Genomic DNA, 17536 nt, shown 5'->3' on the forward strand with positions numbered 1-17536 from the left:
AAGTAGGTTTAAGCAAGATGGAAGTAGGTTTAGGCAAGATAAAAGTATCCACAATCGACCTTTAAAGCAAGATAGAAGTAGGTTTAAGCAAGATAAAAGTAGGTTTAAAGCAAGAAGAGTATACGGTTATGATGCTTGAAACATAAATATCAGTTATTTATATATTTTTCATTTTTAATGATCGATAGCAATATATTAAATATATTATTCGTTAGATTTTGATGAGTATGATGCTAAAATTTAATAGGCATAAAATCACTCATTTTCAGGGATATAACTATATAAAGCAATACAAAAGTAGGTTTATGTGGCACTGTAAAGCAAGATGCGAGCTTTCTATATTGCTTTGATACCGATTATTCATATTTTTGAGCTAGACTTGCTAAGGAATAACATGGGAGAACTCGTCCACATTCAAGAGCCACTCCGGCTATTATTGTCTCGAAACAATTTCGACCTGCTAGAAAGGCGAGTTTACTGGTTGATACTTAAACATATTAAGCAACTCCAGATTTTAAGGCCCGCTGAAGTCGAAACCCTTCCAAGTGAATTTCCGGCATTTAAGATTCCTATTACTGATTTACAGCTGCCTAACTCATCGTCCGAAGTAAATTATTCGACCTATAAACGGGTCGCCCAGCGACTTACTTCCCGGCAGTTGTACCTTGATTCGCCTGCTCAGCATGAGTTTACGTCGGTGGTCGTTTTTCCAATGGCTCGTTATAGCAGGGGTGTATTGACGGTTGAGGTTAATAAGCACTTGGTGCCTTATATGATCGACTTGAGCAAGGGGTATACCAAGCTCCAACTTCAGGCAGCATTGTCCCTTAATAGTCAATACGCACAGAATCTATATACCAGGCTTTGTAAGTTCCTCGATACAGGTATTTGGCGGGTTAGCGTTACGGATCTGAAAGACATTCTCGACGCCCAACAATACGTTCGCTGGTCCAACTTCAAGCAGACCGTACTGGCTCGGGCGATGGAAGAAATCAACCAGAAGACGGATATCGAAGTTTTCGTCACCGAAAAGAGAGAAGGCCGCTTTATCACCACGCTCATTTTTACAATAAAGAGGCAGTCCCGAAAAGACAACAAAGCGTTTGATGCTTTCAATGAGGAAATGGACATGGTGTATGCTCAACCAACTGAAGAACTTCAGAGTAAAGCCACTCAAATATTAATACAGAACTATCGATTCACGAGTGCCCAAATGCGAGAAATCGTTAGTAATGAAACCCTGCTGCAAGAATTTATTCGGCTTGATGTGTTAATTCAAAAAGGGTTTATTGATGTAAAGACGAACCCAACCAGATACATTGCCGGCATCTTATTCAAAAAACCGAAAGTTGCGGCCACCAAGTGAAGTAAGTGAATTTTTAGTACTCAACGATTATGATACGATTAACGGTACTAGGAGCCTGCAAGCTGCTGTGTTTGGTTCTGCTAGCTGGTTGTTCAAAAGAGGATGCTGGGCCAGCCATTAACGCGGCACAAGTAGTCGGAAGTTGGCAAATCACCAAGATTACAGCCGATCCTGCGGTTACCTCTCCCACCTATGGGACTACCACAGATGTTCTCCAGCTATATCAGCAAAATATTGGTAAAGATTGTGTCGGCCCAACCCGTTATGAATTCGCGGCCGACGGAGCCTTACACCTAACAACCTCGACTGATTGCCAGAATAAGTTAAACAGCCTTTTTGGATTTACCGCGGCCAATTGGCATACAACCGGTAGGCAACTTCGCGTAGAGGGTAATTATGATGCGTTGTCCTACACTGTGTCGGAACAAAGTCCGCAGACTATGGTGTGGCAACGAACAGAGTACAATTCTCCTTATGACGGGAAAACACATTTGTACACGATCACACTGTCGAAACGGTAAGTTAGGTGTCCAAGAATCCTTTGTACAGAGATCCTTTGTTTCACCGTCTTGTAAATACTAGTTTGCGAGAATTGGTGAAAGAAAAAAATATAGTACCTTGATGGCTCAATTGATTAAAATGGCAGGACTTCAACTGAGTACACCCAATAATACCCAAGAGATCGGACAAGCGCTAAATCGCTATTCGGTCAGCCAACTTATTGCTTACTTTGCAAAAGATTTGCCCCCAGCCAGTAATTACCCAAGGCACGCGAAAGCCTACGTTATATACTGTCTGAAAAATAGCTTCTCCATCGATGGCTTCAGCTATTCCCGCTATACAGCAGAGCTCCCGCCAAATCGAGTTTCGCCGATCCGCCGATTCCTGTTGTTTTACCAAAAGATGGGAAGCCCTCTGATCCTGCCTGACCCCAAACGAGTGTCGATCTCACCGGCAGCTAACGACTTAATTCTTCGCTTTATTCGGGATGCCAAAAATCTTCGGGGCGATCAGTCAAAGGATACCTATACAAAAGCCCTGAATGCCTTCTTTTTATTTATGGATAGCCAGGTGCAGGCAGGACAGTCTGCCTCCCTGAGTGGCCGAACAGTCAGCGATTTCGTCGACCAACTGAAAGCGAATGCTTACTCGGCCTTTACGATCAATCTGTACCTATCAGCCATCAAGCAACTCTCGGCTTGGTGCGTTCGTAAGCGGGCTGAATTGACCTTAGATGACACGCAGCTCAATGCCCTGCGTGATATTGATGCTGTTCGAGGCTTGGCGATTGAGCGAACTTTTTACAAAGACAGCCTGGATAGTGATGAGCGTGATCAGTTACTTACAGGCATTGAGTCAGCACGAGATGGCGCGATTCTAGCCTTACTGAGCCTGGAAGGGCTCCGCACAGTCGAAGTGACCCGGCTAAGGCTGGGCGATATTGATTTTGACCGACGCCAGTTGAAAGTCCTGGGTAAAGGGAGGTATACTAAAAAGGCCATTAAACTCTTCGGGTCTTGCAGCGTGTTTTTACAGGCATATCTGGAAGAAAAAGGGCAGTGGCCTATTGCCGCGAGCCAGCACGCCAGGTTTGTTTTTGAGGACTTAAAAACTTATCAGATTCGGTATATTGTTGATAAGTATTTACGGCAACTGGGCTTAAAACGGGAAGGCATGTCCGCCCACAGTTTACGCCATACGGTAGGCCAATTATTGCTGGAAAACGGGGTGAGCTTAGAACATGTTCAGCAGCATCTTCGCCATGAAACAATTGAAACCACTCAATTTTATACGAAGAAACAGACGATGAAGTCTTATTTACAGCAGATGCCTGACTGATCAGTTTAGTTGCCTATCGACTGCTAAGAAACCTAACACTCAATCAAAGAAGCGTTTACGTGAACGAAATCGTAAAATTCTAAAATTGCACTTATTGACTGCTAAACAAGTAGCAGCACTTCTAAAATTGAAATTAATAAAATAAAACGCTTCTAATAGGACATACTTGTCAAAGCACACCACGATAAACAGATAGGCAGAAAACGAATGCAGTAACTTGCCTGTTAAATCAATCGAACTAGGTAAGCTTTTATGACTAAGTCGCCTAGAGGCTTACGTTTCGTGTCCAATACGTGTCTGCGACGGCTTCACAACGGTGCCCCGCTCCGGGCTAAACTCAGTTCCTACGGCGAAAATGATACATGGCCCCGCTCCGGTGTACCGGCCGTGCGGTTGATTTGTTATGGGACCGCTCATGAAGATCACAATTTAACACTATTATCATTATCCGGGATTTTGAAAGAGGGATTTATTCCTGTCGTGCGAAGACGCGGGGCCGCCCGAGTGGGGGTTTTAAGAGACGCTGCCTTGTTAACACCTGTCCAATGACATAAATAGCATACGTAAAATGAAAATTAAGCCATTCCTATCAATCATATCGAACTGATTGAAAGATAAATTGCGCCTTTAGAAATGGCTGCCGATTAGCTCTTCAACTTCGACAGCGGAAACCCGAAATGGTCCTGAAATACTTTGCCTCAACCCCTAGTTCCAGCGCTATGTTGTCTGCAATGCGGCAAAGTATATGCCAAGGCCTCAGTTTTAACGAATGAAGATCGGATTGCTTGGGTCGTCTTGGCATAAAGCTACTAGTTGCCTATTCTGTGAGCGAACCTAGTTTAATACGCTATTAATTTCTTATGTAAACGCATTTATCGTTTGAAACTGATTTGATGATCTGATTCTGAATATACGTGAGCATCTATCAGCTGTTTAGCAATACTGTTAATTATGAACCAATCGCCAATCTAAATTTTCCCTAAAATGGCATTTTACCGTTATATTAGATTAGGAATTATCTACCCCCTATCCTATTCAAGAATTTGTACTTTTCATAGTAATCGTCCAAATAAGGCGACCTTTTCAAAGACGGATTATGGCCAGTAATAGATGTGGCATTCCGTCTTATTAAATTTGTGCTAGAGTCAAATTGACCAACGTTTTCGCGGACAGTTTACTGGCTTATGACGGCATACCTATTGACTGTATCCAGTGGCTTGGCTATCAAACAACTGTTTTTCCACTAAGGTATGCCCATCCTTGTTGTGCCCGCAAATTAACGCGAACGACGATTTGCCAGTGACATCTCTAAAGCCGGGCCAAGTATTTCAAATACTATTTCCAGTTTTTGCAGTAAATCTATACATATCACAAGGAAAACTCCTTGTCAACGAAAACATAGTAAATAAGAAACCAATTATCAATTCGTAATCTTGAGTCAATATAATACATTAAACAAACACTGGGGACTAATAACCTGACTACTAATAATTTAAATAGCAGTTCAAGCCTTACAGCCATATTATTCAGACAAATTTTTGAAATATTATTATATCTTTATTTTTTATAGTAATATTAACAATTCATTAGTAACTACGTTGTATTATAGGTAGTAAGTCAATACGTTCGTCTGACCTCTAAAGCAATTCATATGGGAAGATAAAAACTAGCGAGGAATAAGTGCAGGTTCATTCAACCAGGATACCTAAGTTGACCTAGACAAAGAGCTAGACAAGTATCTCTCATTGTCTAATCCAAATTAAATTCAACCCTTAAAATTTGCAGTTCTATGAAAAGCTCAAAACTAGCTAAGCTTAAACTTGATTCGTTTGAAGTAATATCAAAACAAGCACAAAAAAGTATAATAGGTGGAAACCCATATTCAGGAGGAGGTGGGGGAAGTGGTCCAGGTAACCCTCCCAGATCGCTACAATGCTCAACCACAACAACACCCAATGGAGGAACACCTTGGATTATAGGTCAAAGCGGCCGGGATTATTACACAGAAGACTACTGTTGCTCAGTAGTCTACGGCGGCAATTATAACGCCTGTATTAGTAACTGTGGGTGTTAACTAAGCCGATGACTGCTATAAGCTATTGCAGCCTGTAGCAGTCATCCTATTAGCTTAGTAGAAACTATACATCCGTTAGTCAGTATCAGTCCTAGTAGCAAATAGTTGGTTTACGAACCTCCTTGTAAAGGCAATTTCAATGAATTATTATGAAGTTGGTACAAACCTTTTGGAGTGATCATTCAGTAACAAACATTGACCTCATAAACGGTGGCTGGTTGAATAGCCGATTTCACTTGCTCAGTTGGGCGCTTAGCTCCCTACTATTGAAACGAAACCACCCCGATAAGCCTCTTGAATTAGCATGTGACGAAACAGGCAAGTATCTCCTCATTGATTTTTTAAAGCTTCCTTACGACAACTATAAACTATTGCCCTTCAACACAGCTGCCAATCATCCGAGTTACATCTGGATAACCAAATTGCTTCTTTCCTATGCTAGCCATGATGAACCGTTTCTGAATATAGATAGTGATTTTTATGCGTTTACCAAGTTTGATAGCCTATTTTTAGAAAAAGATATTATTGTTCAAAACAAAGAAGAGGGTAAAGCACTGTTTATGTACAAAACAGTACTCAACAATTTGGACCTATCGATTATTCCATCCTTTGCTCAAAGTGCTAGTTGTTCGGTTAACGCGGGTATCATAGGAGGAACTTGTTATAAATTATTTAAGGATTTTGCTGAAAGTATAAACTATTTTATTCAAAGTAATACAGATTATTTAGACCGTAGTGACTATAAAGACGGCCTTAATACCTTGCTAGAACAGTATTTCTTTTCTGGGTATTGTATAGAAAAAGGTTTACAAATAAGTGGTTTACTTCCCGCTCAACAGCACACAAATTACCATCACTTATCCCGGTTAGAAGACTTACCCAATAATATCACCTTCGTTCATGCGACATTGGGGGCAAAAAAGGACACCAATCTCTGTGAATTAATGGAATATAGATTGCGATTACATTTTCCAGATGAGTACTACTCTATACTGAGTAAATTAGATAGTCTAGGACTGAGTAAGAATTTTCAACGACCAACTGGCTTAGAGCATGAACAATTTATTTTAAAAGGTAAGCAATCGAGTAACAGTACTTCTGAGGAAACGTACCACTGGCCTAGGACATCATTTGTTGCGAACAAACTCAACATAAAAATTTGCTTAACCAATTCATTTAAACTCGATGATCAATCGAAGAAAGCAATCAACAGCAAAAGACTCCTTCAAAGTGTTTTCATCTACGAAAGAACACTGAATAAGTTTAGTCTACATTATCCACACAAGAGTGCTGCGTATTACTGGACATTGCGACTAATAAACATACAACTACTCGATGAATTAGTAACGTTGCCAAAAGAAATAGGCGAAAACTATACTGTAAAAAGAATTAATAATCACGTAGTTGCAGATTCGCTATGGCAATGGGCTCACATGGCCAGTATAGATTCTTGTAACAATACGTGTTACGAAGACATAAAGAATTACAAAGGTTTGTATCAAATAATCTTTGCAAAAGAAAGAGACAAAGTTGTAGAATACCTGATGGATAGTTTAGACTCAATAATATATAGCTTGATTAAGCATCAACTATCAATAAGAACCCTAACGAACTACGTATCAACATTTTATCCTGATAATACCTTTGATATTAATTTCGATTCAATTATATACTACACAGTACTAAATAAAATCAAAGCGTTTTGTTATTTAGGCATCATTCAGCTTTATAAATCGTAGGAAGTATGGAGCTGATTCAGACTACATGGTTATCGAATGATGGACAGCATATACGCAATGGTGGCTGGATAGATGAGCGTTACCACCTAATGAGTTGTGCACTCAGCTGTCTACAACTAAAAGCACATTATCCAGAACTATCCTTAAAACTTCATACCGACCACAAGGGCCAGCAAATTTTAATTGACACTCTTCAGCTTCCTTATGATCACATAGATAACAGTCTAGAAAACATACAATTACCATTTCCTGAGTTTATGTGGGTTTTGAAAAAAATAATTAGTTATACGTTGAGTACTACTGATTTTCTACATATTGATAGTGACATTTTTATATTTGATAAGCTACCCAGTAGAGTTTTTGAATCGAAGTTGATTGTACAAAATGAAGAAATGTTTCTCGAAAATAATACTGCATACGATGAAACATTAAGTACTATTAGAGATCAATTTATTTATAAGCCTACTTACCTAGATATAGCTTCGTACAAACCCGGTTATAAGATACGATCTATAAATGCAGGTTTGATAGGAGGTATCCATAGATTTTTTATCAATTATGCTCATGAAGTTTTTAACTTTCTTAGTCAAAATGAAACTACCTTAAAATATCTTAACAAAAGCTGCAATACTTTTATCGAGCAATATATTTTAAAAAAATTCGCTGAGGCAACTAATACACCAATAAGCGTACTAGATCAAGTCAGCATCACAGGTGACTATGACGGATATGCTGATTTTCATAAAGTAAACATTAAAAAAAAATATTTACACATTATGGGTGATTATAAAAAAAGATACTGGATCAACCAACAAGTAGATCAGTTCTTGGAGATGTATCACCCCCAAACACATGAACGAGTTGTAAAATACCTTACATCGCAAAACTATTTCATTTACAATAATTTAAATTTCATCAAACACGATGCACAATCAATAAATTTTAAAGAAACACAAACATCAGTCGTGCCTTCCTATTTTCCATATATGAACTTCTTTTATCGTTCTTTATATTTTGTAAACAAACACATACCTATTACAAATTTGAATTTGGAAAACTTTTCAATCTTAAGGTTATACCTAAAAAATAAAATAAGAAATAGTAAAGAAAAACCGTTGAAATCTAGACTTACAGACCTGTTTAGGTATGAGAATCAAATTTTTAGACATATTCATAATCTTTCTGTTTTGACTAACAACGACGTGAAGCAACCCGTGTCCAAAAAAGATTTTGAGTCTATTACAAAAAGTTCATGTCAGATTTCTTGGAATAAGTCTATACCGATAATTCAGTCAAAGTGGGACTGGTCTGATACTGCTGTCAATAATATGTTAGAAAAGCCATCAATGTTATCACTTGAAGATAACCTTATTCAACCCGAAACCACTATCTATGTCGCACTTTATTTAGATACTGTGAGTAAAAAGGTGTTCGAATATAAACTGGATGTAATTAGTTCTCATTTAGTTGAATTACTTAAATTCCCTATTTCAATTCAGTCTATAATTGACTACTTTATTGATCAATATAAACTAGTCAATGAACCAGAGAAATTGATTCTTAAAGATGTTGTCTTAACGAAAATAAGCTTTTTTTATTTATCCAATTTTTTGAGAATTAATACATGATTTTATTTTCTATTGGGTATATAAAATCATTTACTAGTTTGAGAAGCTACTTGGTCAGTACTTACTTTTTTATCTTTTAAGGTGGATAATAGTACATACAAACACAACAACATAACCAGGGTAGCTTGGGCTTTAATAAAAGCCTTACGCATACCTGTTACTCGGACAACGTTACGACGTGTCTTTGAATCAATGGGTTCGGAAATGAGTTTGGCTACTCTAACTGAAGTCCTGAAGCAATGGAAGATTGAAGTCGCCGCTGTGCGACTTAACAGCGATCAATTAGCTACCATTGATATGCCTGCCATTGTTCATCTCAAAACGAGTAATAATTTAGGGTATTTCGCTATGGTGAAAAAATATGAGAATGAAACGGTAACCTACTTTGATTCAAAAGAAGGGATCGTTTCAGAACCTTACTCTTTGTTTTCTCAAAAGTGGGACGGTGTTACTTTACTAGCTGCGGCTCACGATGATTCGGGCGAACCTAATTATGCCTCTACACGTCGCCACGAACTAATAAGTTATGGACAAACTTGGTTTCCTGCAGTGGGGACAATCTTTTGCCTGATTTGGGGTTTGTTTCTACCAATGACTTTTACCGAATTGATGTTCGTATTAGTAAAAGCAACGGGTTTGGCTGTTTCTATTTTCTTAATCCGAAAAGAGTATGGTTTGGCTAGTCCACTACTTGATAAGTTTTGTCAGATCAGTAGGCACACGGACTGTCAAGCTGTATTGGACTCGCAAGCAGCAAAACTATTTGGCTGGTTAGGTATGGCTGAAATTGGACTTCTTTATTTTGCGGGTAGTATATCTGCTTTACTGATAGCAGCCTACGCTAAAACCCTGGTGATCGTCTTACCAGCAGTCGCGTTTATTAATATACTAACACTACCTTATTCTTTGTTTTCAGTTTATTATCAGGCAAAAGTTGTTCGAAAATTTTGTCCTCTTTGTTTATGTGTTTTAGGCGTTCTGTGGCTAGAGCTAATTCTAGGCTATCCTTTCTTAGCGAATTTTGCTAAGAGCTATCAATCACTTAGCCTTATATTATTTTGTTTTGTATTTTCTCTAGCTATATGGTTAGCGGTAAAACCATCCATTACTTTACAAGATAGGGTATCCACATTAACTAAAGAGCTGGCTCGCTTTCGTAATAATACGGACTTGTTTTACACCTTGCTACAAGCAGGTCCCGCTTTCGAGATGAATTTTGACTCTAACGAGCTGCAGTTGGGCAATCCGAATGCCACAACAACGCTTACAATGGTAAGTGGCCCTTTTTGCGCTCCCTGTAGGCGTGCTCACCAGCTTGTTCATGAGTTGGTAGATAACTACGGCGATGATCTAAACATTATCGTTCGGTTTGCCGTCTCGGCCGAGAATTTGGAGGACACAGGTAATCGAGTGGTCACGCACCTATTGAGTCTAGCCGCTACAAACCCTAGGAAGGTAGCGAAAGCGCTAGATGAATGGTATGAAAACCAAAGTATTGAGCTGCTCCAGGCAAAATATGACACGCCAAGGGTCGCTTCAGCTAGTAATTTATTAGCAAAGCAGGTTTATTGGATGAATCAGGTCGGTATACAATTTACACCCACTTATTTTATCAATGATCGTCGCTTACCCAAAGAATTTAAGCTTGAAGACATGAAGTTTCATTTGCGTTATTTAATAAAGTAATACACGTTTTTTATAGTATTCCTAATGTACGGTTGTCTATAAATAGAGTACTAGCGTATGTATCCAATTACGAAAGATACGCCCAGTATACTCATTTGAACTCAGTGTTCTTGCTTAATCTCCTAACTTTATGTCTTCTTTTCCTCACTACACCCAACTTGACATTATGGATTGTGGCCCAACCTGTCTACGCATGATCGCGAAGCATTATGGGCGATTATTTACAGCCCAGTCACTTCGGGAGCGTGCTCAGATCGGCAAAGAAGGGGTATCTCTATTAGGCATCTCAGAGGCCGCAGAAGCGATTGGCTTTCGGACAATGGGCCTAAAAATTCCGTTTCAAAAGTTAGCCCTTGAGGCCCCTTTACCGTGTATTGTCCATTGGAGCCAAAATCATTTTGTTGTCGTTTATGACATTAAAGGAGCTAGACCTAACTGGATGAGCCGCATATGGGGTGGCCGGCGGACACCAGCACCCACGGTTGATCTTGGTTCGATTACCACAACCTTGTCGACGTTTGATGCTGAAGATAGTTCGGTCATTATCCCCCCCACCCCATTACCAACAGCCGACTCGTCAGTACGTACCTCAAATAGAGGTACGGTTTACGTGGCTGATCCGGGAAGCGGATTGCTGACGTACAGTGCGGATGAATTTTGTCAACACTGGCTATCAGCACAAACCGACGGGCGCGCAGAAGGGATTGTTCTGTTGCTGGAGCCGACGCCTGCTTTTTACGAGCAGGAAGACGAACGCCCGGCTCGTTTTGGCTTCGAATGGGTACTTGGCTACCTATGGCAGTATAAAGCATTATTAGGGCAGCTCCTGTTGGGACTTGCCGTAGGAAGCGTACTACAAGTGCTGTTTCCTTTATTAACTCAGTCGGTGGTAGACGTGGGTATTGATACAAACAATCTACCGTTCATCTATCTCGTGCTGGGCGCTCAATTAATGCTGATGGCCGGGCGACTATCTATCGAATTTATCCGTTCGTGGATATTGCTACACATCAGTACGCGGATTAATATCAGTATACTATCTGATTTTTTAATCAAGTTGATGCGCCTACCAGTTTCATTTTTTGACTCGAAACAGTTCGGTGATCTCATGCAACGCATCGGCGATCATCACCGCATTGAAAGTTTTCTAACTGGTCAGACACTAACGGTGCTGTTTTCGATAGTTAACTTGGTACTATTCAGCGTTATTCTCGCTTTTTACAATCTACCTATTTTCGGCGTGTTTATGACCTCGAGCCTACTGTATGTTGGCTGGGTTATTTTGTTTCTCCGGCAACGACGTAAATTAGATTTTAAGCGGTTTGATGTGTCGGCTAAAAATCAAAGTTCGCTCATTCAGCTCATTCAGGGCATGCAGGAAATAAAGCTGGCTGGCGCCGAGCGTCCTATGCGTTGGGCTTGGGAACGTCTCCAAGCCCGATTATTTCGTTTGCAAATGAATGGACTGGCACTAAATCAATACCAACAGGCCGGAGCATTCAGCATCAATGAAAGTAAGAACATTTTAATCACCTTTCTGGCAGCACAAGCGGTCATTAACGGTCAACTTTCCCTGGGTGCCATGCTGGCCATGCAACAGATCGTCGGCCAGCTAAATGGGCCTATTGAACAACTCGTCGGTTTTGTTCAGGGCTTGCAGGACGCCAAGATAAGCCTTGAACGACTCAATGAGATTCATTCATTGGCTGACGAAGAACCGGCCAATCAACCACGAATCGATCAATTATCTGATCAAAAAAATTTGGCCATAAAAGACGTGTCCTTTACCTACGCAGGGGCGGGCAATGAACCTGTATTGCAACAAATTAATTTAACCATTCCCGTAGGTAAAACAACGGCTATCGTTGGTACCAGCGGCAGCGGTAAAACGACGCTGTTAAAGTTACTACTTAAGTTTTACGAGCCAAGTAAGGGAGAAATACGGGTTGGTGATGCTGCACTGCGTAACTTAAGCCACTCGATGTGGCGTCAACAATGCGGAGTCGTTATGCAGGATGGTTTTATTTTCTCAGATACCATTGCTCGCAATATTGCCGTCGGCGACGAGCGGATTGATACCAATCGACTTGACCGAGCATTACACATCGCTAATTTAGGGGATTTCGTGGAGGCATTACCTGCTGGTTTACACACTAAAATTGGTTCGGAGGGGAGCGGTATTAGTCAAGGTCAGCGGCAACGGATTCTGATTGCCAGAGCAGTCTATAAAGATCCGCAGTTTATTCTCTTTGATGAAGCCACCAACGCCCTGGATGCTACCAACGAAGCCGTTGTCATGAAAAACTTGGCGGAGTTTTTCGAAGGCCGCACTGTTATTATCGTAGCACACCGACTAAGTACAGTCTGCAACGCGGATCAACTTGTTGTATTGCAGAAAGGTGTTTTGACGGAGATCGGTACCCACGCTGAACTCGTTGCCCGACGGGGTAGTTACTGGCAATTAGTGAAAAATCAGTTGGAGTTAGGCTTATAACAAAAGGTATCATGACTAAAGTTACTGGGGCGTCTTATGTTGAACTCCGGTCTGAGGAAGTCCAGGAACTATTGACCCGCCCGCCTAAATGGTTGCTGCGTTGGGGTATCACCGTTATTTTCTTGCTGCTGATCCTACTCCTGATTGGTTCTTGGGTGGTTCATTATCCCGATCTGGTTCGGGCCTCATTCAAGCTTACAACAGCAAACGCTCCCAAGGCCGTCTTAACACGTACGGAAGGTAAAGTCGTTCGGCTACTTGCTCAGGAAGGTCAGTCCGTATCCGCTGGCACGAGCCTGGCTTACTTGGAAAGTACAGCTCGCCATGAAGAGGTACTGCGTTTGTCGAAAGAACTCGCAAAAGCATGGACTGTTGCCAGTCGGGGAGACCTGGAAGCATTGGAACGGCTGCATCTATCGACTTATCATCAGTTGGGTGAATTGCAGAATGCTTACCAACTGTTTGAGCAGGTAGAGATTCAGTTGGGGGCCTATCTAGCCAACGGTTTTTACAGTAAGAAGAAGGTAATGCTTCAACAAGAGATTACCGATTTTCAAACCTTAGCCACTAATTTACACGAGCAACAAGTTCTTCAGCGCCGGGATATAAAACTGGCGGAGGAGGATTACGCTATTCAGCAACAATTAGCGGAGCAGAAGGTCATTGCCCCTTTAGATCTTAAACGAGAAGAAAGCAAACTGATTGCTCGGCATCTACCTTACCAGCAAACAGCTTCGGCTATAGTCAATAATCTAGCCGATCAGCGTACAAAACAGAAAGAAATTCTCGAACTAGAGCGCCAGGTAACGGAAGAACGAAATAAATTTCTGCAGGCACTCAATACCCTACAAAGCGCAGTCGACACGTGGAAAGCAAAGTATATTTTGACAGCACCCGTTAACGGCCGGGTGTATTTTACGGGTACGTTACAGGAAAACCAAGCAGTAGCCCTCAATCAAGAACTGTTTTACGTTGCTCCGCCAGCAACGAATTATTATGGTGAATTACACATTCCTCAACAAAACGCAGGCAAGGTATTGGTTGGCCAGGAGGTACTAATCAAATTTGCGGGCTTTCCCTACCATGAATTTGGTTTTGTACGGGGTCAGATCACGACTATTGCAGACATCTCCCTCAAAGACAGTGTATTTTTAGCTAAAGTTACGTTGCCCAATGGTCTGAGAACTAGTTATGGTAAATCACTCTCATTGAAAACAGGAATGGCTGCTACAGCAGACATTGTTACGGCGGATACACGTCTGCTGGAAAAACTATTTTATCAACTCCGCAAAGCCGTCAACGCGCGGTAACCCTCTTCGGCCTCCCCTTCAAAACTAAAAAAAATATTCGCTAACTAGCTGTATAAGAATTGAGCCCTGGCAACCTGATAATTCAGTAACTTCAAAGTCTACAACCTGCTCGCTGGATCGAAAATCAATTTTTCATTTCTCACGTTAAAGACGTGAGCTAGATACCCGTATACAATGAAGTTAGGTTATGCCCGAGTTTCTACGCAGGATCAAAATTTGGCGCTTCAACTCGATGCCCTTAAAGCGGCGGGTTGCTCGAAAATCTTTCAGGAGAAAGTCAGTGGTTCTAAAACGGAACGGCCCGAATTGAACAGGTTACTCGAAATTATCCGGGAGGGGGATACATTGATGATTTGGAAACTGGATCGACTGGGGCGTTCTCTGAATCACTTGATTGAGATCGTGACTCAGTTGGAGCAACAACATATTGGGTTAGTTAGTCTGAACGACCCCATCGACACCACCACCGCTCAAGGTCGGCTCGTTTTTCGCATTTTCGCCAGTCTAGCCGAGTTCGAACGGGAGGTGATTCGGGAGAGGACTCTGGCCGGTTTAGCTTCCGCCCGTCGACGCGGTCAACTTTTGGGCCGTCGCAAAGGGTTATCCAAAGCCGGTGAGCAGAAAGCCCGCATTGGGGAAAGTCTTTACAAAGAAGCCAAGTACTCGGTTGAACAGATCGCCCGCGAGTTACACATTTCTAAAACTACCCTGTATAAGTATCTCCGTTTACGCGGGGTTGAAATAGGTGCTTTAGTGAAGAACCAGACTACTACCACTTAAAAAAAATGCAGATGTACCAGATTTAACATTTATTAAAGGAAGGTCGATTAATCGTTAGGTCAACTTGATTTCACATTTATTAAACGACCGACTAATAATTGTGCAAGCCAGTGTCCAGTGCATTTAGCTGAAATACCTCTCAAAGAACCGTAATTCAAAAAGATTATATAAAATCTAATCTAATAAAACGACCAAAGTGGCCTGCGTTTTCTGTTAATGGAATCTTGAGATCATGAACCTAACACCACGAAATTAATTCATCAATTTCTCATCCCCTATATATGTACTGTATTTATGGGGTAAAGCGTAAGAGTGGTACAATTCTTTCATTTAAGATTATAACTAATTGTGATTAAGCCTTTTGCAAGCAATATTTTGGCGTTTCCATGGCTGAATTATTCGGAATGTATACTTCCTTTCAGGAAACTCGATAAATGAGCAGGTTCCGTGAAATATGATTTCGCAAACGGCATTGTGAAAAGATTTTAAGGGCTTCTGAGATGAAATTCTGTTGGACCTTTTCCTTTTCAAGCAATCGACCGTTAAAATGAAATTCTATCCGTAACTAGTTGATATTAAATAAATTGATACCCTTGTGCGAAAGTATTGTACCACTTATATGGGATGACCGATATCCCGCCCACTGTATGAAAATGGCTGTCTATCCCAAGTTTGAAGACTTTTTTCCAGAGGAAACCAAACCTCAAATATCGGATCTGCTGGTGACGGCATCATCCCGCGATTTATTAAAAGCAACTGCTTTTCTTAACGCTCAAGCCCATCTGAAACAGCGTAATTTAGCTGCACAGGAAGAAATTTTTTACAAATGGATTCGCGTTTTTGACGAATTTCCAAATTTGGATGCGCGATACACTTCGTTTAAACACCAAGTTCATGCCTCGAATGGGCAGGTCGTACTTTTCACCGCTCACCAACTCTTGCAACTTACCGAGCAGATTTTGTTACACTTTAATGATCTACCGGCGAAAGATAGCCACGATGTAGCCGATGAGTGGATTCAGTTTAAACTCTGGTTGCTAATTAATTCTGCCGGAGATGAAGCGGTTCAAGAAGCTTTGGGACAACAAGACGGTGACATAGCGGACATGATGCTGGTCAATGAAGCCGGTCATTACGAGTTTACGGGCCGAAAGGATTTTGCCTATCAAACAATGCTAGCCCATGCCTTTTTCGAGTACTTGTCAGAGAGTACCGATCTCCAGCCTTACTTGCTGGATTTTTTAACTAAAAAACACGTAGCTGATTATGCGGAGTATCTCCGTCACTTAGTCGGTACGTACGCAGGCATTTTTACGGCTGAATCGTTCGGCTTCAGCGTTCAGGAAGGCTCAGAGGCAGACATTGCTTTCTTTGATTCGTTTGCGTATGATTTGTCGACGGACCAGATTAAAGACTTAAGCGCTACATACTCGCCCGATCCTGACTTTAAACTTATACGCACAAAGCCTTTAATCAAAGAAGGGCCAAGGCAGTATTACCCCCTTTTTTATAATTTCTACGTTGACAAGATCTACCAGGGACTGCTTTTTGATTTCTACCAATTAACCTCTATCCGAGATCAGTTTAAACGATTCGATAACTTTCTCCAGCATTTAGGGCAGGAGTTTGCTGAGACAAATTTGTTTTACCAATTTTTAGAAGGGTGTTTTAGGTCTGAAAAACAGTTCATTGCTGTTCCAGGTAATCGCTATTCGGATGCGGAATATTCAGACTATTACGTCCGGGATGGTAATCGGCTTTTTCTGTTTGAATTTAAGAACAGCATCATAGCTGCCGGCGTTAAACATTCGGCCGATGCGGCCCAAATTAAAGAGGCTATATTCAAAAAATTAGTCGCAAGCACCAATGATGGTAAGCAGCAGAAGAAAGGAATAAGCCAGTTATTGTCTGTTATAAAGGCAGTGGCGGATGGAGGTTTTACCTTCGACCCAATATCTCCTAAACTGGCTAAATCGCTGCAGGTTTATCCAATCATTGTTCACACGGACGATTTTTTCTCCTTGAGTAGTGTTCAATTTTTTGTCAATGAAGAGTTTCGCAAAAAATTTAATGGTGATCCTATACCTATGCCTTACGTCCACGATGTTGTCCTAATGCATCTGAAAGACATTCTCAGTATTCAATTTTTAGCGCGTTCAGGCAGCCTGACTATTAAAGAAGTTATGCATCAATATAAGGTCCGTTACCGCATGATTAATCAGTTCGTTCCTCAAACGCATGAACAATATCAATGGCACGTGTTTAAAAAGTACGACGATTTCCGGTCGACGGTACAAGATTTAATAACTGAATATGCTGATCAGGGAGCCCTAATGATCCGGCTGACGGATGCCCTTGGTTTAGCTAGTTCGTAAATTAATCAACACGATATCATTCCAGCCTACGTCTCAGGTGAAGTAAACTTTCATTATTGGAATTAAAGCAGAAGTGTATCAACATGACAAGGGTTAGGCTTCCCTTCCTTTGATCTGATTTAGCAAATATTATAGAGTGTGGTCATCATCGATCGCTTCGGAATACATTCGCTCATTTAGAATATTCGTTCGATACTATTAACCATCACAATCATATCTACTTGCATATCTATGAAGATAAAGTT

The 17536-nt window shown here is 40.9% G+C and carries 10 protein-coding genes; all 10 read left to right on the forward strand.

Annotation, left to right across the window (positions count from 1 at the left end; genetic code table 11):
• Window positions 1-394 precede the first annotated feature (394 nt).
• Complete coding sequence (locus tag M0L20_RS27130; protein ID WP_262924038.1) at window positions 395-1366, forward strand: replication initiation protein; 972 nt, start codon at window positions 395-397, stop codon at window positions 1364-1366.
• 29 nt (window positions 1367-1395) lie between these two features.
• Window positions 1396-1887: a lipocalin family protein gene (locus tag M0L20_RS27135; protein ID WP_232563750.1), complete on the forward strand. Its 492-nt coding sequence runs from the start codon at window positions 1396-1398 to the stop codon at window positions 1885-1887.
• A gap of 100 nt (window positions 1888-1987) precedes the next feature.
• On the forward strand, window positions 1988-3205 hold the full coding sequence (locus M0L20_RS27140; RefSeq protein WP_232563751.1) for a tyrosine-type recombinase/integrase: 1218 nt from the start codon (window positions 1988-1990) through the stop codon (window positions 3203-3205).
• 2223 nt (window positions 3206-5428) lie between these two features.
• Window positions 5429-7018 (forward strand): DUF6734 family protein, encoded by a 1590-nt coding sequence (locus M0L20_RS27145; protein WP_248480326.1) that lies wholly within the window; start codon window positions 5429-5431, stop codon window positions 7016-7018.
• Window positions 7019-7023: 5 nt separating this feature from the next.
• Entirely contained in the window at window positions 7024-8646 is a 1623-nt protein-coding gene (locus M0L20_RS27150) for a DUF6734 family protein (protein WP_248480328.1), read from the forward strand.
• Between the two features lie 81 nt (window positions 8647-8727).
• Window positions 8728-10332, forward strand: coding sequence for a cysteine peptidase family C39 domain-containing protein (locus M0L20_RS30435; RefSeq protein ID WP_354004297.1), 1605 nt, complete (start codon window positions 8728-8730; stop codon window positions 10330-10332).
• A 130-nt stretch (window positions 10333-10462) separates the two neighbouring features.
• Window positions 10463-12826, forward strand: coding sequence for a peptidase domain-containing ABC transporter (locus M0L20_RS27160; protein WP_248480333.1), 2364 nt, complete (start codon window positions 10463-10465; stop codon window positions 12824-12826).
• An 11-nt stretch (window positions 12827-12837) separates the two neighbouring features.
• Window positions 12838-14136 carry a beta-barrel domain-containing protein gene (locus M0L20_RS27165; protein ID WP_248480335.1) on the forward strand — a complete coding sequence of 433 codons (1299 nt, stop codon included), beginning with the start codon at window positions 12838-12840 and terminating at the stop codon, window positions 14134-14136.
• Window positions 14137-14310: 174 nt separating this feature from the next.
• Window positions 14311-14916 (forward strand): recombinase family protein, encoded by a 606-nt coding sequence (locus tag M0L20_RS27170; RefSeq protein ID WP_248480337.1) that lies wholly within the window; start codon window positions 14311-14313, stop codon window positions 14914-14916.
• 647 nt (window positions 14917-15563) lie between these two features.
• On the forward strand, window positions 15564-17291 hold the full coding sequence (locus tag M0L20_RS27175; protein ID WP_248480339.1) for a hypothetical protein: 1728 nt from the start codon (window positions 15564-15566) through the stop codon (window positions 17289-17291).
• Window positions 17292-17536 lie beyond the last annotated feature (245 nt).

This window comes from Spirosoma liriopis, from assembly GCF_023196085.1.
Classification (GTDB): Bacteria; Bacteroidota; Bacteroidia; order Cytophagales; family Spirosomataceae; genus Spirosoma; species Spirosoma oryzicola.